This window comes from Aminicella lysinilytica (assembly GCF_004362975.1).
Taxonomy (GTDB): Bacteria; Bacillota; Clostridia; order Peptostreptococcales; family Anaerovoracaceae; genus Aminicella; species Aminicella lysinilytica.
Genome location: NZ_SNXO01000037.1, coordinates 1 through 23,044 on the forward strand (window position 1 = coordinate 1; position 23,044 = coordinate 23,044).

General features: G+C 46.9%; 14 protein-coding genes, 2 tRNA genes and 1 pseudogene. 3 read left to right on the forward strand and 14 right to left on the reverse strand.

Going from position 1 to position 23,044, the window contains the following annotated elements:
* Nucleotides 1–151: 151 nt before the first annotated feature.
* Complete coding sequence (locus EV211_RS08815) at nucleotides 152–7,420, reverse strand: DNRLRE domain-containing protein (RefSeq protein ID WP_133529069.1); 7,269 nt, start codon at nucleotides 7,418–7,420, stop codon at nucleotides 152–154.
* Between the two features lie 519 nt (nucleotides 7,421–7,939).
* Here EV211_RS08815 and EV211_RS11170 point away from each other — a divergent pair.
* Nucleotides 7,940–8,107: pseudogene (locus tag EV211_RS11170) on the forward strand (tyrosine-type recombinase/integrase); the annotation flags it as partial.
* Between the two features lie 287 nt (nucleotides 8,108–8,394).
* Here the strand turns inward: EV211_RS11170 and EV211_RS08830 are convergent.
* Nucleotides 8,395–8,471: transfer RNA gene (locus EV211_RS08830), tRNA-Arg, on the reverse strand.
* Between the two features lie 81 nt (nucleotides 8,472–8,552).
* Nucleotides 8,553–9,752 carry an ATP-binding protein gene (locus EV211_RS08835; protein ID WP_133529070.1) on the reverse strand — a complete coding sequence of 400 codons (1,200 nt, stop codon included), beginning with the start codon at nucleotides 9,750–9,752 and terminating at the stop codon, nucleotides 8,553–8,555.
* Between the two features lie 322 nt (nucleotides 9,753–10,074).
* Here EV211_RS08835 and EV211_RS08840 point away from each other — a divergent pair, with 322 nt between their 5' ends.
* Nucleotides 10,075–12,354: an Ig-like domain-containing protein gene (locus EV211_RS08840; protein WP_133529071.1), complete on the forward strand. Its 2,280-nt coding sequence runs from the start codon at nucleotides 10,075–10,077 to the stop codon at nucleotides 12,352–12,354.
* An 85-nt stretch (nucleotides 12,355–12,439) separates the two neighbouring features.
* Here the strand turns inward: EV211_RS08840 and EV211_RS08845 are convergent, their stop codons facing one another.
* The 11 genes from EV211_RS08845 to EV211_RS08895 all read right to left on the reverse strand — a co-directional run bounded on the left by EV211_RS08845 (nucleotide 12,440) and on the right by EV211_RS08895 (nucleotide 22,427).
* Nucleotides 12,440–14,392, reverse strand: coding sequence for a fructose-1,6-bisphosphatase (locus tag EV211_RS08845; protein ID WP_133529072.1), 1,953 nt, complete (start codon nucleotides 14,390–14,392; stop codon nucleotides 12,440–12,442).
* Between the two features lie 11 nt (nucleotides 14,393–14,403).
* On the reverse strand, nucleotides 14,404–15,669 hold the full coding sequence (gene murA, locus EV211_RS08850) for a UDP-N-acetylglucosamine 1-carboxyvinyltransferase (RefSeq protein ID WP_133529073.1): 1,266 nt from the start codon (nucleotides 15,667–15,669) through the stop codon (nucleotides 14,404–14,406).
* Between the two features lie 99 nt (nucleotides 15,670–15,768).
* On the reverse strand, nucleotides 15,769–16,011 hold the full coding sequence (locus EV211_RS08855) for an AbrB/MazE/SpoVT family DNA-binding domain-containing protein (protein ID WP_133529074.1): 243 nt from the start codon (nucleotides 16,009–16,011) through the stop codon (nucleotides 15,769–15,771).
* A 33-nt stretch (nucleotides 16,012–16,044) separates the two neighbouring features.
* Entirely contained in the window at nucleotides 16,045–16,422 is a 378-nt protein-coding gene (locus tag EV211_RS08860; protein WP_133529075.1) for a hypothetical protein, read from the reverse strand.
* Nucleotides 16,423–16,501: 79 nt separating this feature from the next.
* Entirely contained in the window at nucleotides 16,502–17,260 is a 759-nt protein-coding gene (locus tag EV211_RS08865; RefSeq protein WP_133529076.1) for a tRNA1(Val) (adenine(37)-N6)-methyltransferase, read from the reverse strand.
* A 1-nt stretch (nucleotide 17,261) separates the two neighbouring features.
* Nucleotides 17,262–18,131, reverse strand: a complete 870-nt coding sequence (locus EV211_RS08870) for a PSP1 domain-containing protein (protein WP_133529077.1) — start codon at nucleotides 18,129–18,131, stop codon at nucleotides 17,262–17,264.
* Complete coding sequence (locus EV211_RS08875; protein WP_133529078.1) at nucleotides 18,131–18,958, reverse strand: hypothetical protein; 828 nt, start codon at nucleotides 18,956–18,958, stop codon at nucleotides 18,131–18,133. The genes EV211_RS08870 and EV211_RS08875 overlap by 1 nt, the downstream gene beginning before the upstream one ends.
* Complete coding sequence (gene tmk, locus EV211_RS08880; RefSeq protein ID WP_133529079.1) at nucleotides 18,958–19,587, reverse strand: dTMP kinase; 630 nt, start codon at nucleotides 19,585–19,587, stop codon at nucleotides 18,958–18,960. Before tmk ends, EV211_RS08875 begins: the two co-directional genes overlap by 1 nt.
* A gap of 313 nt (nucleotides 19,588–19,900) precedes the next feature.
* Complete coding sequence (locus tag EV211_RS08885; protein WP_133529080.1) at nucleotides 19,901–21,205, reverse strand: O-acetylhomoserine aminocarboxypropyltransferase/cysteine synthase family protein; 1,305 nt, start codon at nucleotides 21,203–21,205, stop codon at nucleotides 19,901–19,903.
* A gap of 118 nt (nucleotides 21,206–21,323) precedes the next feature.
* Nucleotides 21,324–22,244, reverse strand: a complete 921-nt coding sequence (locus EV211_RS08890; protein ID WP_133529081.1) for a LysR family transcriptional regulator — start codon at nucleotides 22,242–22,244, stop codon at nucleotides 21,324–21,326.
* A gap of 107 nt (nucleotides 22,245–22,351) precedes the next feature.
* Nucleotides 22,352–22,427 (reverse strand) — tRNA-Ala (locus EV211_RS08895).
* Between the two features lie 74 nt (nucleotides 22,428–22,501).
* Here EV211_RS08895 and EV211_RS08900 point away from each other — a divergent pair.
* Nucleotides 22,502–22,741: a hypothetical protein gene (locus EV211_RS08900; protein WP_133529082.1), complete on the forward strand. Its 240-nt coding sequence runs from the start codon at nucleotides 22,502–22,504 to the stop codon at nucleotides 22,739–22,741.
* The last annotated feature ends 303 nt before the right edge of the window (nucleotides 22,742–23,044 follow it).

Genomic DNA, 23,044 nt, shown 5'->3' on the forward strand with positions numbered 1-23,044 from the left:
GTTGTTTCTACTCACTAATTCCATATTCAGATTTTGAAAGCACCTGTTGATGCTTTATTTGTTGTACTCTCTTTTACTTCAAAACTATTTTAAAGTTTTTTAGTTTTTCTATTGACTATTCATAGTTGGTCTCCTATCCATTTTCATTCTTCTACATTCTTCCAAGAATTACCTTCAATATCCTTATGCTTATTGATGAAGGTAAATTGTAAGAAAAAGTATCTATTCGTTGTGGAATAGTTGTAGTATCTCTGCCATTATTCCCCCATCTAAACCAAGGAACTACATCTTTCCAAAGATGATCATGCCATGTTACTCCAAAATTATATGTTCCGATATTGCGAGGGTCATTTACAATTTTTGTTCCACTATGATTAAAAACCACTTCTTTGTGCCCCGATTGAGAAACATACTTTAGATTCTCATGCCCCTTTGATTTACCGAACTGATGGCAAACACTTTTTAGTCTTGAATATCGATTATATCCCCATCTTTTTGCAACTTTTGCCGTTTGTGGTAAATTGGTGTTGTACTTATTTCGTGAATAGTGTTTTTTCTTATTTGGTATTAATTTAGTTGCTTTTTTTATCCACTTAGGCACCCATCTTGGTAATTCGATTTTTAAGTGCCCACTCGGATCTGCTGCGTTTATCGGATCCCCTGCGCAGTATGCGTACAGGTTCCATTGCCCTGCGTCATTGGTCTCGCCTCTGTAACTATCCTGGGAAATGAAGCTGGCCGTCGCCGGATCGTAGTATCTGGCATTCAGATAATATAGACCTGTCTCGCTGTCAAGTATGCCGCCTGTGTAGCATATTTCATTGTCAAAGCTCGATGTAACCGTTGCAGTAGTATCTCCAAAGTCTGTGTAAGAATAAGCAGCGGCTATTGTGCCGTCGTCTTTCACTATTCCTTCTGTGCTGCCCTGAGCATCCAGCATATAGCTGTAATAATCGTCTCCGCTGTATGCTCCGATGATGTTCTCTCCATCGTACAGGTTCGTAGTGATCGCATCGCCTTTGGCCATGCATGCCACCTTGCCATTGATGTAATAGTAGTTCTCAGCCGTTCCATTGACCGTTTTCTCAAGACGAATACCATCCTGATCATATACGTTGTCCTGTGCCATGGTCACACTGCCGCCTGTAGTCACCTTGGCCTGCGTCATGTTACCGTCCACAGAATATGTATACCTGGTGGTCTTGTCATTGGTCTCGTCCACTGACTTAGACAGGTTCCCCCGTCCGTCATAGGTATTTTCAGTCAACGAATCTGCAGTCTCCTCGCTTGTAAGCTGATCAAGGCCATTGTAACTGTAGGTCGTCGTGTTTTCTCCTTCGGTGACTGAAGTCCTGTTCCCTGCGGCGTCATAGCCGTAAGTGGTTTCTGCTTTAGTATCACTGCTGTTATGATCCGTCCTGGCAGAACCTGTGAGCCTTCCGTATGCATCGTAGGTATAGTCTCTGGTCTCATTGACTCTGCTGCCGCTTTCCGGAAGGTTATTCACCTCTGTCCTCGATGTTATGTCATTGTCCTTATTGTACGAATATGTGTACTGGGCAAGTAGCTTGCTGCTGTCTCCATTGTCAGTATACTTCATGGACAGGGTCCTGCCGAAATCATCGTAGGTATATGTCTTCCCTGTATATGTGGTCTCGCCCGGCTCGCTGTAGTCCTTGATACTGCTTGTCCTTCCAAGGGAGTCGTAGGTTATGGAACGCACCTGACTGCTTCCGTCCGACACGCCCGTAAGCCTTCCAAAGCTGTCATATGTATAGTTCAGCGTGTTCACGCCTGCTGCGGACGGGTATTCTACTGATGACAGATTTCCCTCTGCATCATATGAATATGTCGTTGTCTGCTTGTCTGCGTCTCCGCATTTCACAGACTCTGATATTTTTCTCCCAAACGAGTCATAGGTATACTCGCTTGTGGAACTGAGCGTTCCTGTCTCGCTGCTTCCGGAATACTTTTCTGCCTTAGTCAGATCCCCGCTGACAGTATATGCATAGATAGTCTCAGACTCAACATTACCGGCATCCTTATGGCATGTCTTTCTGATCATACGGTCCGCCTTGTCATAGGCATACTCGATGTATGTGCCGTCATCGCAGCTCTCTTTTATGAGGTTTCCTCTGCTGTCATAACTGCGCTGCCTGTTTATCTGCAGACCGCTGCTATCACCTGCCTTATCCTGAGTCTTCACTGTGAGCCCTGCGGCGTTGGTTGTCTCTATGATCTTCTTTCCACCGGCGTCCGTTATTTCTGTAGTATCGCCGCCTGCTTTATTGCTGGTGTAAGTCACTGAACGATCTACGCCGTCTCCTGCCACATCTATAGTCTTTACTTTTCCGCTCTCATCGTAGGTATAGCTGGTGACCTTTCCTTCTCCGCTCGTTTCAGATACAACATTCCCTGCGTCATCATATGAGATATGGGCCGCTATGGAACCATCTCCCACAGTGTATTCGCCTCCTGTTACAAGCGGTTCTGAGACAGTATCCGTATTTTGGCCCTTATCATCGTAAATTGAAACTGTGAGACTGTGTTTATCGTCTACGGTGTTTCCCGTATATGCAGCCACATTGTTTCCGCTCATATCGTAAGTATAGTCCGTAAACTGGTTCCCCGCAACTTCTTTTACTGTGTTTCCTGAAGCATCCACATATTTTTCCAAGACTACAGTACCGCTGCTGTCTGCTACAGACTCCTTTCTCAGTACATCTACGGTCTTCTCGCTTATGCCATTTCTGATAGCGACCCCGTAGGCAAAGCCATATGAAGTAGACGATGTCTGAGCGGATGCGCCACTTCCCGACTTTACTGTAGATATATTACGGTTCATTGCATCATATGTATAGGATGTCGTCATGCCGCGTCCATCGGTCTCGCTGATCAGCGTGCCATTCTCATCATATATCCTGGTATCCGTCGTTGTCCCTGCATCTTCTGTGGCTGTCTCCGTTGCTGTAACTCTTCCCATGTAGTCATAAGTATATTTAGTCCTAGTCTTTCCATCTGTGGATGTTTGTACTCTTCCCATGCCATCGTAGGTGTTAATACTATCGGTCTTAACATTAGCGCTTTCCGTCTGTTCGGACTTTACATTGCCTTGGTCATCATAGTCTGACTTCGTAGTTTGAGTCGTCTTGGTGGTTACCGTATCCTTTACGGTCTCCTCTACAGCATTGCCGTCCTCATACTCCGTTTCCGTCACAGTGTCCTCTATATTATCCGTCTCACTTATCTCGTTTCCGTCCTCGTCATATTCATAGTCCATGTCCGTAGTCAACGTACCGTCTTCTCTGGTCTCTTCAGAGGTCATAAGATCTTCGTCATTGTATTCATAGCTCGTCACGGTTCCGTCTGAAGATGATTCTGTAAGGACATTATCGTTTACGTCATATGTGTATTCTGTATCTACAGATACACTTGCCGTCCTGTTGAATTTCACGATGCCGTTTTCCAATGTCTCATACTCTTTGATCGTACTGGTCCGGGCTACCAGATATGGCCTGTCCGCATAGTATGCAGTAGTGGTCTGGTTACCGGCCTTGTCTGTCTGAGACAGGACTCTGCCGTCATCTGCATCGTAAGTAGCACTTTCTGTATATATGGTACTTCCGGCGCTGTTCCTTCCTGTTATCTGAGTTTCCCCATCGCCATATGTAAGCGATGTCTTCTCGCCGTCAGGATATTCTACGGAGACGGCTTTACCGCCTGCGTACTCAGCAGTATACAGGTTGCCTTTGGCGTCATATATCCTGTCCATGCCGCTTTCACCGTATCCATACTGCCATGTCGTATGCGAAAGAATACCGCTGCTGTGTGTCACGCTAACTAGCTCGCCGCCTTGCTGCTCATATGAAAGTCCTGTCCCATCCGGAAGATCTATACTGGAAAGAGCATATCTGTTTTCTCTGTCATACTCTAACTTCAGTGTCTTCTGTCCACTGCGGTCCTCGTTTGATACGACCTTTACCAGTCTTCCGATCGCATCATAGACATTGACTACTCTGCATCCGTTAGGTTCCTCCGTTCTGATGAGCTGCCCATACCTGTTGAACTTGTATGTAGTATCATCTTTTCCTGTTATGAGATACCCACTTCCTTCTTCGGTCAGGATATAGTCTTTTGTTTCATCACAGGCGTATGTATCTCCCGCCTTGATGAATCTGAAGCTGCTTCCATCCGAATCGACGAAATATGTGTCTGTGCCCTTTGTATATATCTCCTTATGATACGAGTCGCTCCAGCCCTTGCCCAGCATGGAGTTTCTGCCTGCCCTGCTGTTATATGTTCTTTCAAGACCGTAATCCAGCTTACCGTTGGATAATTCAAAATCCGTCTGTGAATATCTTAGATTTCCTGTGCTTTCTTCTATACTGCCGGTCCCCGTAGGTGTACTGAATCCGAATTCCGCGAGATAATCCCTGCTTCCTATGGTATTTGCAAACTGCGATACCGTAACTGTATTTTCTACAGACACCTCGTTACTCTGTTGTGTCTCAGGCACGCTAGTGTCTGCGCCTTTTCTGACGGCTACTATCTTGTAATAGTATGTGCCGTTTTCCAGTATTTCCTTGTCTATATATGAAGTACCCGCTATATCATCCTTGAGAAGAGTATCCCCTGAAGGTGTGAAATCTTGCTGAGTGCTTCTATGTATCTGCCACTTCACCTTCGAAGAGTCATATCCATTTGCTGTCCACGACACTATATGTTTCCCGTAGTACTCGATACAGGACAGATCTGTCGGCACAAAATCCGCACCTGTTGCACTGGTGTCAGCATAATATGACAGAGTAGTCACATCGCTTTCGTTGCCAGCCTTGTCTATGGCTTTTACATATATGTCATATTCCCCTGATCCAGACGAGAACACCGAGGACGGCAAAATGAAGGAACCATCCTTGTCGGTTCCCATAGTCTCATAATTCTCGCCATCCATGCTGTACTTTATCTCTTTAAAACTTGCATCGGAAATGTTCCAGAATATTTCCGGAGAAAGATTCTTCGACGGTATCAACAGACTCGTTACAGGTGATATTGAAATACTGTCGATCTCAGGTGCATTCGTATCAAGGTAATATGCTACGTCCTCTTCTTTCGTGTTCCCGCTTCTGTCTGTTGCCTTGATAGTGAATATGTATTTACCCTCACCGGTAAGTTTGCCTTCAGGCACTGTGAAACTGCACTGCCCGCCTTCTGTTGCTTCATACAGTTTATCTTCTTCAAGATAGACCTGACACTTTTCAAGATCCCCATCAACTACTGTCCAGGTTATGTCAGGACTTTTTTCGCTGGAAAATGTATCCATGTCTGTAGCAGGCGTCGCTGATGCATTAGATATGACAGGTGCATCTGTGTCCGCATAGTATTTTATGACAGAAGACTCACGTGTATTTCCAGCCTTATCGTAGGCTACGACCTTTATATCGTGTTCGCCTTCGCCCTGGAGCTGCCCTTGTGAAAGGGTGTATGAACCTGCACCTTTCGATGTGCATTTCCCGATTTCCTCTCCATCCAACATTATGCTCACGTGAGAAAAGTTGTCATCTGACGCATTCCAACTCACGGTTGGAGTGATATCCCCGGAATTGTTTTCCTTTGTTGATTCCGGCGACACTGACACACCTGTGAGCGAAGGCAATGTGCTGTCTACACTCACGAAGGCTCCTTTACCTGTCCCCTTGATTCCGCCCGCGTCGATCCCACGGATATATACCTTGTACCTGCCTTCTGGGAACGAACTGCTTCCCGGTATCGTTACGTTTTCTCCGTTGCTTCCTGTATATGATGCGGCCAGATTAGTGTATGGAACATATGTCTCATTTACGATAGCATCGTTCTCATCTACTGTGGCCACTCTGTACTGTACATTGGCTAGGTTTTTGGATTTGATGCCCGCCCAGCTCACCTTAATGTCCTCGCCGCTCTTCACCATGGCCTTCTCCGCAGTCACAGATGAGGCGATAGTCGGTCCATCATAATACACCACAGTCATCTTGGGCCTGTAGTCTGATGCCGATGTTCTGGATCCGTAAAATTCAGTGTATGTATGGCCTGTCTCCGATGCGTTGCGTAGCTGAAGTCCATAATTGCCGTACTTATTTGCCGCTAGGTTCCTGGCGAATGATCTGATATCCATATTGCAGGCATGGTGTGCACTGCCATTAGTCTTCACATCGTCTATGACACCTGGAAGTATGGATGGAGAATTGTTCCACGTTACCTTTGACGCGCTCCAAGCTTCGCCTGCTCTATAAAGTCTTACGGTCTCACCGCTGTCACCGTTTCCTGTTTCATACATCGTCAGCTTAGCGCTGTCCACATATTTACCCTTTATTTTACCTTGAAGTTTCTCGAAGCGCAGATATGTTCTGTATGTACCTGTGCTGCCATGGCCTACAGGCATGACTTTGGTTCCGCTCGAATAGTAATTGGTCGAAGCACTGGTGGAAAGTGTGTAAACATCAGTCACCTCGTCGCTGCCCTTCCATGTAGTCGAAGGGTCTACCGTTACAGGGTACTGCCTTTCCTTGGAGTTGAGATACTTACGGCTCAGAGTCATGGTTATATACCATGTACTTTCTTCGTCGCCTTTTGTCAGACTTGTCTTTATATCCTCTGAATACGCGTCACCCGACGCGTCATTCATGAATGGTTTCTCTATATTCGCAGCCAATTCGCCCGTCTTCTCGTCAACGAGAATTATGCTTCCATCTTCTGCCTCTTCTGCCTTGAGTCCCTTCAAGTTCAGTTTGTATTTCAGAACATTGCTCGAAGGTTTTTTCTCTATGATGGTGTTTTCCTTTATTCCATCGCTTTGAGATATATACTCATATGAAACATTACCGCTGTCGTAAACAGCCTTGACCGTCTTATTCTTTACTTCTTCATAAGGCGTAGCAACTTCTTTCTTGTTCAGTTTCACTTTAGCTTTTCCTGCAGACGCAGAGACAGGCGTCATGCTTACGCTATATCCATCCTTCTCCATGAGGATAGGCGTATCTTCAGTTACACTTGCAGGAATGTACTGTCTGCTGTCTCCTTTATTGTTGACATAACTGTATCCGTCAAGATCTTTCCCCTGTTCACTTTTCCCATCCTTTACGGACACGAGTGTCGGGTCGTAGTCTGTCAGATCTCCGTCTTCATTCTTGTATCTTACCTGACTACCATAGAACACTGTCATCTTAGCGTTCCCACCAAGATCAAATGTAGTCGACGTCTCGGTGTTTTCTTCCTTGATGGCGTCGCTGCTGTCTACATTCTCCGTGTCAACTGTAGCTGATACGCTTTTTGTTTTCGCTTTTTCTGTTCCGCTGTCCTCTGCAGCGAATGCCATCGTCGGCATCATGGCCGTGATGACTGTTACACATAAATAAACAAGCAGTAAACGATTTACTGTTTTCATTCTCTTTTCCTTCCTCTACCAAACTATAACTGAGTTAAGACAATCTTTCTTTTGTCTGATCTCGCTTGAAAAAAATATACATCACTTTCTCAATAACTCACTTAGTCTATCATGATTTTTTTATCTTGACAATTTGTATTTTCAAAATATGCTTATTTTTTTCCAGGGGTCTCAGGGGCAAGGCCCCTGTATTAACTGCGTGAAGGGGTGTGTACTCCTGAATGCTTTGCATAACTGTTGACTGTTGATCCTCGCATATAACACGGGTTGCAGGATCAGCGAATTACTGGCCCTGACATATGATGATTTCGAAGATAATGCTATGAGCGTAAACAAACAGGTGATAAACAGGCCTACATTCAAGCAGGGTGAGAAAACCACTTACAAAATGGATATAGATACTCTGAAAAGCCCCCTCATCCTATAGAGTCATCCCCTTAAACCATGAAGTCATCACTGAGCTTGAAAAGCACAGGACGTGGCAAAAGATGGATATGCTGAAAAGGCTTTCACACTTACAGACATACCTTCGGAACGAACCTGTGCCGCAAAGGCGTAGCTATCCAGATAGCCTCTTCTCTTATTGATCATGCCGACATCAATGTCACTGCGAAATACTACGTCGACGTATCTCAGGACGAAAAACAACAGGCCGTAGATCTGCTTTCCAGCATTGTTAACGAATAAAATAGTGTTAAAATAGTGTTAAATTATAAAAAATAGCTGCTTTATCAAAAAATGTAAAACCCTGTAATCATTGCGATTACGGGATTTTTGGTGCGCCACGGGGGACTTACGCGGAGGGGACTATCCCTCCGCCGTTCTACGCCGCCCCCTTCAGGCGGCTTGAACCGCTCCCTACTCTTCAGTCCACCGGACTGTAGAGCTTCACGGTCGCGCCCTTTCGGGTTCGAGTCCCCATTCCATGTGGCGCAATAAAATAACGGGGCAGACGATGTCTACTCCGTTATTTTTGGTGCGCCACGGGGGACTCGAACCCCCAACCTACTGATTCGTAGTCAGGTACTCTATCCAATTGAGCTAGTGGCGCTCAATTCGTACTTTTCTATTATATATAAGATAGTGGCGTTTGTCAAAGAATAAATGCATTATATGCAAGAAAAGTTAATTGTCATTGATCTTCAAGTAACCAGTCAAGGACATACTTTTGTTTAATGCCGTTGTGAGATATCGGCGGATCATTATCCATTGTCAGCAGGTATTTCGGATTGTGATCCGTAATAGAGTCAAGTGGTTCAAGTTCACGTTCAAGTGTCTTTGGATCTCTTACCGTCAGCGCAACCTGATAATACTCAGTATTACCTTCATAGTCCTGAGTAGCAAAATCGACCTCCGCTGAGCCGACTTTCCCTATATATATTTTCATATCTCGCCTCAACAACTCCAGATAAACTACATTCTCGAGAACATGTCCCTGATCTGCCCTTCCAGTTCCCAGCAGGTAATAACGAAGTCCAACATCCGAAAGATAGTATTTTTCAAGAAGTTGTAAGTTTTCCTTGCCTTTTATATCATATCTTCCGACGCGATACATTAAAAGGCTGTCTGTAATACCATCTAAATAGTTTTCAACAGTGTGATTAGATATTTTTCGTCCATTACTTGTCATAGCGTCAGCTATCTTCTTAGTAGAACAAGTATTACCTATATTATCAAACATAAATTTAATAACGCTCTTAAGCATTGCAGGATCTGAAACCTTTTTGCGTTCAACTATATCATTCAGCACAACCGTATTATACAATCCGTCAAGGTATATTTGTATATTTCGATGGCTGTTCAGGGAAACAGTATACGGGAATGAACTGTTGTACACATAATTTCGATATAATTCCTCATGTGTCACTTGTGTTCCGAAAGCGCTTACATATTCCTTAAAAGAGAGCGGCAACATTTTCAGTTCCACATATCTTCCCGACAAAAGTGTGGCTAACTCGCCTGACATAAAGTAAGCGTTGGAGCCTGTTATATATACATCTGCATTACTTTTGATAAAAAGGCTATCTACCGCCTTTTCGTATTGATCTACGTGCTGTATCTCATCAAGAATGATATAATTCATTCGATCTGGCTGCATCTTCGACATCACATAGGAATAGAGAGCCTTATAATCGCATAAACTCTCGTTTTCGACATCTTCGAAATTTAGGGATATTATCTGCTCCGGCTGTACTCCGTCTGAAAGTAATTTCTCCCTGAACAGCGCAAAGACGGTAGATTTGCCACACCTGCGGATACCTGTAACTACCTTTATTATCTGTTTATTTTTCCATTCTTCAAGGAAATCTATATACTTAGGTCTTTGTATCATACCATCACTCCCATCATTTATGGAATTATAATACCACAAGCGTACGATTATGTCAATAATAGGTATTTCATTTCTAATTATATCATATTGTGCATGTAGTTGGAAATGCATTTCCAACTACCGAGAATCGGACCTGCATAAGTTATCGATTAACCCATAAGTAATAATATTATCACATAGTTATTGACTAAATTTTCAGTTAATTATATAATATGCATATATTGAGTTATGCAACAGGTTATTGCAATCAGCGGTGGAGAATTGCTTCCCACTTACAAGTCAGCGGTGGAGAATCACTTCCCGCTTATGAGGAGGAATTGCTATGAAAAGAATACGAATGTTAAGTGTAACTGCACTTTGTATGTTTTTGCTCATCGCCTTCATGCCGGCCATGACGGTCAGCGGTGCAACTATACAATTGCCCCGTGAAATACACGTCTATGTTGGCTCGAGTCAGCCCTTGCAATTAAGCGGCACCAGCAAGACGCCCAAGTGGTCATCCTCAAACAAGAATGTTGCCACTGTCACTTCCGGCGGCACTGTAGCCGGTGTAGGCGCAGGCACTGCCAAGATCAGAGCCAGACTCGGCAGCAAGACATATACCTGCAAGGTATATGTAAAGGATTTTGTTAAATACACTGTCAGTGTAAATAAAGGCAATTCCTACGCCACTGCTCCGGGCAATGTGACCACGTCATTCACCAGCGGGCAAAACGCAGATCTTGCTTTGTCCAGTTTCGGCATAAACAAGGCCAAGAGCGCCACTACATATAACCATCCCAACGGCATAGTCACCAACGGCAGCAAATTTGTCGTCTGCGACAGCTGGAACAACCGCGTCCTCATATACAACTCACTCCCGACGAGCAAATCGGCGAGTCCGTCGGTTGTACTGGGTCAGACAAGTTTTACCAGCAGTAAGGCAGGTTACAGCCTGTCGCAGATGAACTGGCCTGTAGGCGCCGCTATGACAAAAGATAAACTGTTCATAGCCGACACCCATAACAACAGGATACTGGTCTGGAATTCCATCCCGACTTCCAGCGGTACCCCGGCAGATTATTCAATAACCATGTACGGCAACGGCTCTCAGGACTACATAGAATGGCCCTGGGCTATCTGGACCAACGGTGAGAAGCTTGTCGTTACCAACACCAGATCAGGGCAGCTGCTCATTTGGAATACGCTGCCTACAGGGTCTGATTCCAAGGCAGATATCGTCATCAAAACAGGCGGCACGCCGCGTACTATCGTTTCAAACGGGACCTACCTGCTTGTAGGCGACCATAACATGGATCCGGAAGGAACAGGCTGTCGTGTATGGACATCATTCCCGACAAGCAGCAACGATACGCAGGATTTCAAATGTGCTATAGACGGAGACCAGCCGGGAGGCTGCATAGTAGGCAAGAAACTCGTACTGCTCAACTCCGGACGCATGTACATATACAACTCCCTGCCAAAATCAGCAAGTGCTTTGCGCAAGCCGAATCTGACCGTTGGCAACGGCATGTCCAACGACTTCAAAGACAAATACTATTACTTTGCTACAGGCGACTACAACCAGTGCCTCTATGCAAACGGCAGACTGTATGCCTCACTTTACAACTCTAACAAAATAATCGCATTCAAAGGTCTGCCTAAGAAGAAAACGTCACAGCCGGCCTTTGCTTTGAGCGGGACAACTACCAACAACACCCTCTTAAGCAACGGCCTGATCATGAATCCTAACGTGGCCACCGACGGAAAGAGTCTCGCGGCCGTGTCGGAGTTCGACTGGACCCTGTCCATATGGAACAAAATACCGAACTCATCGGCTGTCAAGGCTGACGTTGTTTACAAAATGGATTCTCTTATGACGCCTAACGATGTAGTCGTGTATAAACAAAAGCTCATCGTGGCCACGGATCACAGCCTGATGATATGGAACAAAATACCAACTAAAGGTCAGAAGTGGAATACTCTTGTCAGCGGCAAGATAGGCTCTGTGGTCATGAGCGGTATAAGCTCCATCTCTATGGATGCCAAACATTTCTACATTTCTGACAAGAAGAAAAACAATGTGTACATCTACAATTCGATCCCTGGGAAGACCACCAAACCGGCGGCTATCATAAGCGGCATCAGCGGTAAACTTACCAGCGACGGAGATACTCTGACTGTGGCTAGGACCGGTCTGGACGGCGGTCTCTGCAAGCAGGTACTCATTTACGACATCAGCGACCTTACGAATATCACCAAACAGACTGTAGACGGATATACTATCAACGGCAATTTCATCAACTTCAATGACGCTACGGACTGCGTACTGGCCGATGATGGCCGTCTCATGATATCCGACGCCAACAATCACTATGTGCTCATCTGGAACAGCATCAGCGATGCGGTCAATAAGGAAGAAGTAGCTTCTTACCTTGGTCACGGCAGCGATTATTACGACTCCACTCAAATACCTGGAGGCAACACCTTCAAGACAGATGTAATTGAGATTGCCGGTGCAGGCTCACTGTGCATGCCGACCTTCCTGGCCTATGACGGGAATTACCTGTGGGTAGGCGAGTTCAAGTTCAGCAGCAGGCTCATGCGCTTCAGCGGCAAATAAAACCGGCCGCGGCTGATAATATTACTTCATGAACATAACAAAAGGGGCATTCCGCCAGTGGGATCGCCCCTTTTAAAATCTTGATTTATTCGTCTTTCTCCTTGATGAGGCCCTTCTGGTATGCCTCGATAAGCTGTTTCATATCTTCTATCTGCTTGACTATATCTGCCCCCTGATCTGTATCCAGGACCATCATACGTTCAGGCAGAGTCTCCACTATTTTCACAGCCGGCGTCGTGAACACCTGAGTGCCGTCAGACTGCAGCGGTGAATATGGCTTATGCTCGGCAAGAGCCATGAAACGAGAGTTTGATATGAAAGTGTATCCGGCGATACCCGTCTGTTTCTGATAAGCCTTGGATATGCCGCCATCGATTACATAAAGCAGGCCGCCGCCCTTGATCGGCGACTCCCCGTCCTTGATCTTTACAGGGACATGGCCGTTGAGTATCTTGGAACGCGAAGGATCCAGGCCGAACTCCAGAAGTATCTTCACACAGGGAGCCGATTCTCTGATCAGACTGTAATACGGACGCGTATGCTCCTTGTGAGACGCCTTGTCCGCAATGAACAACCTCTCGAAAGTCGTCATTTTGTCCTTGCCGAAGAGCGGAGAGTTGCTGCCTTCCCAGAGATACCACATAATATCCCCCGAACGGCCAACCTCCTCAGCCTCGTCAGGTGCGAAGTAAGCTTTGCGCACTTCTTCATCTATATAGTCCATGAGAGCCTTACCGTGGTAATTACTGCCGTTGATAGGCACCTCCTGGAACTCGCCCTCCTCTGTCATAGGTATGCACCCGTGATAAAGGAGATTTCCGTTTATTTTCTTATACAGAGCCCCGTGGCTGAACATGAACCGTATGTGTTCCTGCAGTTTATCCGAATTAAGAATAGAAGCCTCCAAGGATTCCATGACTGCGTTTTCTTCCTCGGCGAGGGTGTACGGATCGTCGTGGTCCACCGTCGGCAGATTCATGTCCTGCATCTCATATTCCACGCCCTCCACAGTAACAGTGCCCTTTTCCCAGTTTATCTTGTCCAGAAGAAGGCGCTTCTCCATATTATATTCAGGATGAGCCATGACCCGCTGACCCTCCAGCTTAAACTGTATGATTGCCATGGCCTTATGCATCTTGGCCGCCAGAACCGGATCCACAGGATCGTAAACATTCTCGTCCAGAATGTGCGGCATGAATTTCTGACACGGATCTTCCCTGTAGACCTTCTCGGCAAAGGTGGTCAGACGTCTCAGGTTGATACCGTAGCCCACCTCCAGCATATCGAAGTTGTTGTAACTGATGTTCATGCGCAGGATGTTGCTTATGCATGCCCAGTTTCCTGTAGCAGCACCCATCCAGACTATGTCGTGATTGCCCCACTGGAGATCTACATCGTGGTAGCCCATGAGGAAATCCATAATGTCGTCAGGGTGCGCTCCTCTGTCCCAGATGTCTCCTATAATGTGAAGCTGATCCACAGCAAGACTGCTGATGGCATCGGCCATTTTAATTATAAAGTCCTCCGCCGATCCGCTCTCTACTACAGAACTGATGATGGCGTCGTAATAGTGCAGCTTGTTCTCTTCATCGTCAGCGTGAAGAAGCTCGTCCATAGCGTAGTCCCAGTACTTGGGAAGTCTGCGTCTTACTTTGGAACGAGTGTATTTGGTGGACACAGACTTGCATATCGTTATAAGGCGATATATCACCGTGTTACACCATTTATCGAAGTCCCGCTCGCTCTTCTTGCGGCGGGCTATCTCTGCCTCGGCGTTGTATATGAGAGCCGCCAGATCGTCTCTGTCAGTCTCGCTCAAAATGCCGCCGTAATATTCGTCGATTTTGCCTTTAATTGTACCTGACGCGCTCTTGAGCATGTGGATGAATGCCTCGTGCTCGCCGTGCAGGTCGCTCAAAAAGTACTCTGTGCCCTTGGGTAATGCAAGGATAGCGTTTAAGTTGATCATTTCTGCTGTCGCAGCTTTCTGATTTGGATAGTCGTTAGCCAGCAGTTCCAGAAATTTAATATCAGCCATTATCTCCTCCGTTAATCGTCTATACGCAATATGTTAGCGCCAAGATTCTTGAACTTCTTTACGAATTTCTCATATCCTCTTTCGATATGATATATTTCTGATATCTCAGTAGTGCCCTCGGCTACCAGTCCGGCCAGGACCAGGGCAGCGCCTGCTCTCAGATCTGTCGCTATGACCTGAGCGCCTTCCAGAGATTTACCTCCCTGAATAAGAGCCTTGTTTCCTTCAGTCTTGATGTTGGCGCCCATTCTGTTGAGTTCGGCAACATGCATGAACCTGTTCTCGAATACAGTTTCTATTACAGTGCTTGACCCCTGGACCGTAGTCAGAAAAGCCATAAACGGCGACTGTATGTCTGTCGGGAATCCCGGATAAGGCAGAGTCTTGATGTCTGTTGAGCAGAGCTCATTCCTGTCTGCCACTACATACATGCCCTCATCACCCATCTCAACCATGACTCCGCACTCACGGAGTTTGGCGGTAATAGGCTTCACGTGATCAGGGACCACATTCTTAATGAGTATCTCTCCCTTTGTTATGGCGCCTGCCAGCATAAACGTGCCTGCCTCGATCCTGTCAGGAATGACAGTATGCTCGGCACCCTTGAGCTTCTCTACGCCTTCTATCTTGATAGTATCTGTGCCGGCGCCCTTGAGTCTGGCTCCCATTTTATTCAGGAAGTTGGCCAGATCAACTATTTCAGGCTCTTCTGCAGCATTCTCAATGTATGTCGTGCCGTGAGCCAGAACTGCCGCCATCATTATATTCTCCGTAGCGCCAACGCTTGGGAAATCCAGATAAATACTGGCTCCCACCAGTCCGCCTTCCGGTGCTATAGTTTCAACATAATTATCCTTGGAAACCACCTCAGCTCCCAGGGCCTCGAATCCCTTCAGATGCAGGTCGATAGGCCTGGCACCGATAGTGCAGCCTCCCGGTTGATGGACCTTGGCTCTGCCTGTTCTGGCCAGCAACGGTCCCATGACCAGGAAAGATGCTCTCATCTTCCTGACCAGTTCATAGTCAGCCTCATTGGTAGCAAGATTGCTGCCGTCGAATTCCAGAACAGAATCCTGAGTCTGATTTATTTCCATGCCAAGAGAAGTCAGGATCTCTTTCATGACCTCAACGTCTCTCAGATCAGGAACATCCATGATCGTGCACTTGTCACCTGCAAGAATAGATGCTGCCATTAGCGGCAGCACTGCGTTCTTGGCACCGCTTATATATACTTCACCATTTAATGGTTCGCTCTTTTGTACTAAAAATTTAGCCACTTTTCCCCTCCACTTAGTTTACTACGAATAGTATACTAATTATCGACAAATCTTTCAATAGCACAAGAAAAAAACCTGCCGAAAAGCAGGTTAATTTTTCTAAAGATTTTTCATTTCCTCGATGCACTTGGCGCATACGCTCTTACCATGCACCAGCCTGATGTCATTGATATCTCCGCAGAAAATGCATGACGGCTCATACTTCTTAAGCATTATATACTGTCCGTCAACAAATATTTCCAGGGAATCATCTGTCTTGATTTCTAAATTTCTTCTCAGTTCTACCGGGATTACTACTCTGCCCAGAGCGTCAACCGGCCTTACTATACCTGTAGCTTTCATTTTCTACTCCTTCCACACGCCTCGGATCCCTTATTAACGGTTTCTCCTGCGCTGTCTGCTCTTTGGTTCAGTCGATTCTGCGTCGTCCTGATCCGAGCCCTTCTTAATATACGATATCGCTGAAGCTATGGCCTTGGCCATATTGGTCAGGGCCCCTATGAGACTCTGATTGCCTTTCATCGCCTTAGTAATATCCTCAACTGCGCCGGAGACGTCTCCGACTATATCATCTAACTGCGTCGCTTTATCAGAAGCGATGCCTGATACGACAGCTGCATCTTCCACTACCTTATTAGCGCTCTTCACCGTTGTTATAAGGTTCTTGGCCAATATTGCCAGATAAACTAACAGAACTAACAGTGCCAGCAATACCAGGCAAATCAATGTGTATTTTACGTCAATTGTGATCATATCAACCTCCTGTGTCGTCTATGGAATATTATATAGAAATTTCCAATAAATAGCAACCATTAATTTCTATATATTCCCATTATTTCTCGTAGATTTCAATTATTTCAGCCGAATATTCCCCATTCTCCTCTCTCACATGGAGAGGTTCGACTATTTCCAGCTGTCTGTTACCGTTTTTCACGCAGTGTATCAGCAGGATATTTGGCCTGCCGCCGGGCTTTCCGCTGACAAAACGCAGCTCTTTAGGCTCCATATGCAGTTCTCTGCAGGTCTGACATATGTCTATCAGTCTTGCCGGTCTGTGGACCATGTACAGGTCGCCTTTATCCTTAAGCAAACAAAACGCCAGCCTTACGAAGTCTTTCAGATCAGCCTTTGTCTCATGTCTTGCTATGGTCTTAGCATCGCTGCCGCTTGGTATGCCTCCCTCGGCCACCGTATAAGGCGGGTTCATAGTCACGGCGTTGAAGGTTTCCGGTCGCAAAAGTCCGCCTTCCGGCCATTCTCCGGCCGCCAGCTTTCTCACATCTCCCTGAAGGAAACTCACTCTGCCTGCAAGGTCGTTGGCCTCTATGTTTTTCAGTGCTATATCATAGCTTTCTTTCTGTAACTCCAGGCCGATTATCTCAGGCACCTTCGTCTTATGGGACAGGATCAGAGGCACTATGCCCGTACCTGTACCCAGATCTATGAGTCTTTCCGGCTTTTTCTTTCTGCCGTTTATACTCCTTGCGGCAAGATCCGCCAGCAGTACTGCGTCCACGCCGTAGCAGAAGGCTTCCGGATCCTGATATATCCTGATGTTTCCGAAGCCCGTGTCGTCAAGGCGCAGGCTCATACTATTTCCCGTCCTTTTTATTCGGTCTGGTACTTCTGTCGACCTTTTTCACCTGATCTCTGGTGAATGTGAATACGTCCGATGTCATCTTATCCTCGCCGTTGTCGCCGACTTCGCCTGTATATACTCTGACTCTCACTTTGCCCTGAAGGACGTCTGCTTCGATGACCTTGCCCAGACCTTCCTCAGTCTCGACCTTGTCACCCACATCAGGCAGCCCTTTGCGCAATTCCGAGTAAATATCGTTTTCATATTTCAGACAGCACATGAGCCTGCCGCAGACTCCCGATATCTTCGTGGGATTCAGCGATAGATTCTGATTCTTTGCCATTTTAATAGACACGGGTTCGAAGTCTGACAACCAGGTAGCGCAGCAGAGTCCCTTTCCGCAGGAACCAACGCCGCCAAGCATCTTGGCTTCGTCTCTGACGCCGATCTGACGCAGTTCTATACGCATCTTGAATACGCCGGCCAGATCCTTTACCAGTTCTCTGAAATCCACTCTGCCTTCAGCTGTGAAGTAGAAGATCACCTTATTATTATCGAAGGTGTATTCCACGTCGATGAGCTTCATTTCCAGGTTATGCTTTCTGATTTTCTCCTGGCATATTTCCATGGCCTTAGCCTTTTTATTTTCGTTCTCCTCGTGGCGCTTTATGTCCTTCTCATCGGCTATCCTTACGATCTTCTTCAGAGGTTTGGTCACATCCTCATCCTTGATTTCAGTAATATCAAGGGTCACTGTGCCGTACTCCATGCCGCGGGCCGTTTCGACTATAACGCCCTCGCCTGTTTTTATATCAAGATCCTCAGGGTCGAAATAGTAGACCTTCCCCGTGTTCTTGAATCTCACTCCTACAACTTTTACCATTATATTTCCTCCAGTTTTAAAATCAGATTTCTGATAGAATATTTATAAATAACGTTTCCCCGCAATTCTCTGCGGGAATCCTCTATATAACTTACGCCGTTAGATATTCTTTCCCGACCAAATGTATCGCTTCCATTTATCAGCATATCACCGAATACGTTTTCCAGTCCATCCAGGAATGCTTCGGCTTCTCTGCTGTCGCCTATCTTGCTATCCAGTTTCTTCACTATATCATAGAAAAAATCTCTGTTCCCGATCATCTCTGCGATCTCCCCCGCAAAGGCGACCATCTCGTTCTTGTCACTGCCTTCGAAATCTATGAGCCTGTAGGTGATGCACCTGGAATTTATAGTCGGAAGCAGATTGTCTCTGTTCTCCGATAATATCATTATTACAGTGCCCGGATTGGGTTCTTCCAGAGTCTTCAGGAATTTATTCTGGGCTTCTATGACCATATTTTCTCCACCGTTGATGATGGCAATATTTCTGTCTCCCCCTGTAGGCCTGGCCTTCAGATCCGACAGCAGTTCCTTTACCGCTGCCGTTTTAATGGAGCACTTGGTCTTCTTGTCGTTCCACACGGGCTCGATCATGTATATATCTTCGTAGTTATCATCGTCGATTTTCCGGCAGGTGGCACAGTGATCACAGCCTTCTCCCGGCTTTTCCCTGCACAACAAAGCCTTCGCAAATTCCTTTGCGAATCCCATTTTGTTCACGTTGTTATCGCCTTCGATAAGGTACGCGTGAGCCACTCTGTTTTCCTTTACGGCTGACGCCAGCTCAGCGGCCGCGTTGCCGTATTTACTGTATTCACTTAACGCCATTATTTATCCCTGTCTGCAAACAGTCTGTCCAAATGCCCTGCGATCTCGCGGCGCATGTCTTCCCTGCTGGCAGTGCCATCTATTGGAATGATCCTGTCCGGTTCATTCTCCGCCATCTTCCTGTATCCCTTATATACGCAGTTGTGAAAGCGCATCTTCTCGCTTTCCAGCCTGTCCTGATCCTGTGTGTCGATCCTGGCTTTGCCGATCTTCGGATCCACCTCAATGAGGAAAGTCACGTCAGGCATGCAGCCCATGACAGCGTATCCGTTGATCACCCTGACACAGTCTCCAAGTCGCCTTCCATAACCCTGATAGGCAATGCTGGAATCTACGAAGCGGTCGCAGACAACTGTCTTGCCAGCGTCCAGGGCCGGCCCGATGAGCTGGCTCACATGCTGAGCCCTGCTTGCCGCATACAACAAAGCCTCGGTCATATCGCTCATCTCGTTATTATCTTTATCGAGAATTATAGACCTTAACTTCTCACCAATATCAGTACCCCCGGGTTCTCTGGTAAAGACACATTCCATGCCCTTCTCAGCGAAATACTCCTTCAGGTATCCTATCTGTGTTGATTTACCGGATCCATCCGGACCCTCCAGGGTAATAAACAGTCCCCTTTTCATGCTTGCTCCTAATCAGTTATTCTTGGATTCTTCAACCAGAATTTTTACAAGAAAACGCGTAACGTATGCCATAGGCAAACAAAGTAACACGCAAAAAACTACTTTTAAAACTATCATATTGCGCCTACCTCCTTTGCTGGCTATTATTATACCATAAATACACTGTTAAAGAAAACATTTTGCTATTATGCTATTACGGATTGGTATTAAGCGATTGGGTGGAACGGCGGCCGCGATTGACCGGAACGGCCTCCGCGCACATATATGACCTGATTCCCAATAAATAGCGCGCGGTCCGGCGCCAGCGGCCAGCCTATTTCACCGCCGCAAAGGCTGCATCCAATGCAGCTATCAGATCATCGACTTTTTCAATGCCTATAGACAGGCGTATGGTATTCGGTTTGATGCCCTGATCCAGGAGTTCTGCCTCGCTCAGCTGTGAATGAGTCGTGCTGGCCGGATGGATGACCAACGACTTCACATCGGCCACATTAGCCAGCAGCGAGAATATGGCCAGATTATCTATAAACTTCTTTGCCGTGTCGGCGTCTCCCCTGATTTCAAATGTAAATATGGACCCGCCGCCATTAGGGAAGTATTTTTCATACAAGTCGTGGCTCGGCTCCCCCTTCAGAGACGGATGATGCACCGCCTCCACCTGAGGATGTCCGTCCAGGTATTCAACGATTTTCAGAGCGTTTGCCACATGTCTCTCGACCCGCAATGACAAAGTCTCCAGCCCCTGCAGGAACAGGAACGCATGGAAGGGTGACAATGTCGCGCCCGTGTCCCGGAGCAGAATTGCCCTTATATATGTCACGAAAGCCGCCGGGCCTGCCGCCTCGGCAAATGATATTCCGTGGTAGCTTGGATTCGCCTCGGATATCCACGGATACTTCCCGGACGCCGCCCAGTCGAAGCCGCCGCCCTCGACGATGACCCCGCCGATAGCCGTGCCGTGGCCCCCTATAAATTTTGTTGCAGAGTGGACCACTATATCCGCGCCGTATTCGATCGGCCTGACCAGATAAGGCGTCGCAAAAGTCGAATCGACTACCAGCGGCAGTCTGTGGCTGTGGGCAATGCCGGCGATAGCCTCGATGTCAGCGATGTTGGAATTAGGATTTCCCAGGGTCTCGACAAAAATCGCCTTGGTATTGTCCTGAATGGCTGCTTCTATGGCCGCCAGGTCTCCCGGATCCACAAATGTGGTGCTGATCCCGGCTGACTCCGGCAGGGTGTGGGCCAGCAGATTATATGTGCCGCCGTAGATGGTCTTGGATGCCACAATGTGCTCGCCGGCCTTTGCCAGGGCAGTAATGGCGTAGTTGATGGCCGCCGCCCCGGAAGCCACCGCCAGAGCCCCTGCGCCTCCTTCCAGAGACGCCATCCTCTCCTCGAAAACACTTTCCGTCGGGTTTGTCAGCCTCCCGTAAATATTTCCCGGATCCCTGAGGCCGAATCGGTCCGCCGCATGATCCGAATTGTGGAAAACATAAGACGAGGTAGCATAGATGGGCACCGCCCTGGCGTCCGTCGCCGGATCCGCCTGCTCCTGCCCAATCTGCACCTGCCTCGTCTCAAAAGCCCAGTTTTTACTATCTTTGATATCTCTCATTTCTATTACCTCCAGTTCATTTTCTCTTGTGACTTTATTCTGCCACCGGAGGCCGCCCCTGTCCAATACTTGAAAATGATACTCAGTAATAGCTTTTACCTATAACTATGATAGGTTATTATTCTGTCCCCAGATACGCCTTGATCTCCCGTATATACAGCTCACCCATTTTGCTCAGGATAGTGTTCTGCCGCGTGACATAGCCGATCTCCATGACGCCGCTTTCGTTGCCGTCGCCCGCCACAAAAGGCACCGCGCAGTAGTCCGAGCCGTTGAGTTCGTCGCAGGTGATCCCCGAACAAAGGGTATAGCCGTTGAGTCCAACCATGAGGTTGAGCATTGTCGCTCTGTCGCAGGCTTTGATGGTCCGCTGATATTCGTTGGTGCTGAGGATCTCCTCGGCAAAGTAGAATGAGCTGTTGTCTCCCTGCTCAAAAGAAAGGCATGGGTACGGTTCCAGCTGTTTCAGTGTTATGGATTTTTCCTTTGCCAGGGGATTGCCTTTCCATAGATATACATAGGCGTCGCAATCTATGAGCCTGTGAAATTCCAGCTCACCGCTGCGCAAAAGTTTGCTTATTGCTTTTCTGTTGAAATCGCTCAGATACAGGATCCCGATCTCGCTTCTGAGATTACTTACGTCATCTATGACATCCCGGGTCTTGGTTTCCCTTATAGCAAATTCATACTTGGAAGTGTCGAAGGCCTTGACCATTTCAACGAAAGCCTTAACCGCGAAGGAATAATGCTGTGTCGACACGCCGAATTTCTTCTTGATATCAGCGCCGCCGGTGTACTTTTGTTCCAGTATTTCATACTGACTGTATACCTGCCTTGCATATAAAAGGAAGTCCGCTCCATCGCCAGTGAGCGTAACGCCCCTGCCGCCCCTGTTGAAAATAGTAATGCCCAACTCCTTCTCCAGTTCCTGCAGTGCGCTGGTCAGCGACGGCTGCGAAACATACAGCTTCTCCGCCGCCTTGTTCAGAGAACCGGTCTCCGAAATAGTGATCACATAATATATCTGCTGTAAAGTCATAGTCCGCCCGCCTTTCTAAAAAAGCCATGCCACCGATCCTAAGCGGTTCCGCATACCTTTCAAAAAAGCCATGCCACCGATTTCTCGATTGCATGGCTCCGTTTCAGTGGTGGAGATAGAGGGGATCGAACCCTCGACCTTCAGGCTGCGAGTCTGACGCTCTCCCAGTTGAGCTATACCCCCAAATCACTGTACAATAAGAATTATAATACAATTGCGCTCGCAATTCAATGGCTTTTTATTGCGGAGGCAGCGACATGGCGGCCGGCGACATGTTTTCCTTCGCGTGCATGGCGGCCGCCGACATGTTTTCTTTCGCGTACGTTGCGGCCGCCGACATGTTTTCCACCGCGTGCATTGCGGCCGCCGACATGTTTTCCTTCGCGTGCAGTGCGGCCGGCGACACGTTTTCCTCCGCGTGCATTGCGGCCGCCGACATGTTTTCCTCCGCGTGCATGGCGGCCGGCGACACGTTTTCCACCAAAACGCTGTTTTAGAGCCCTTTTAGAAGAAAATCGCTCCGATCTACGAAAAACTTAACGATATTATGGGAAATGCACCCGCTTATATTGTTATATTATGGTATTATTTTTATTATTTCCCATATTTTATGGTTAATTCTGTAATTGTTTCCCATTTTTATCCATGTTACTGTTGAAAAGAACGTCATGATCCTTTACTTTTCTTCTTTTTGCTGCTAAAAACGTAAGCATCAAAACATAGGCACATAGGTAAAAAAACAGAGCAGTTCGCAACTGCCCTGTTATAGCTTACAGTGTTTGTTTACATTCTTCTGGAAT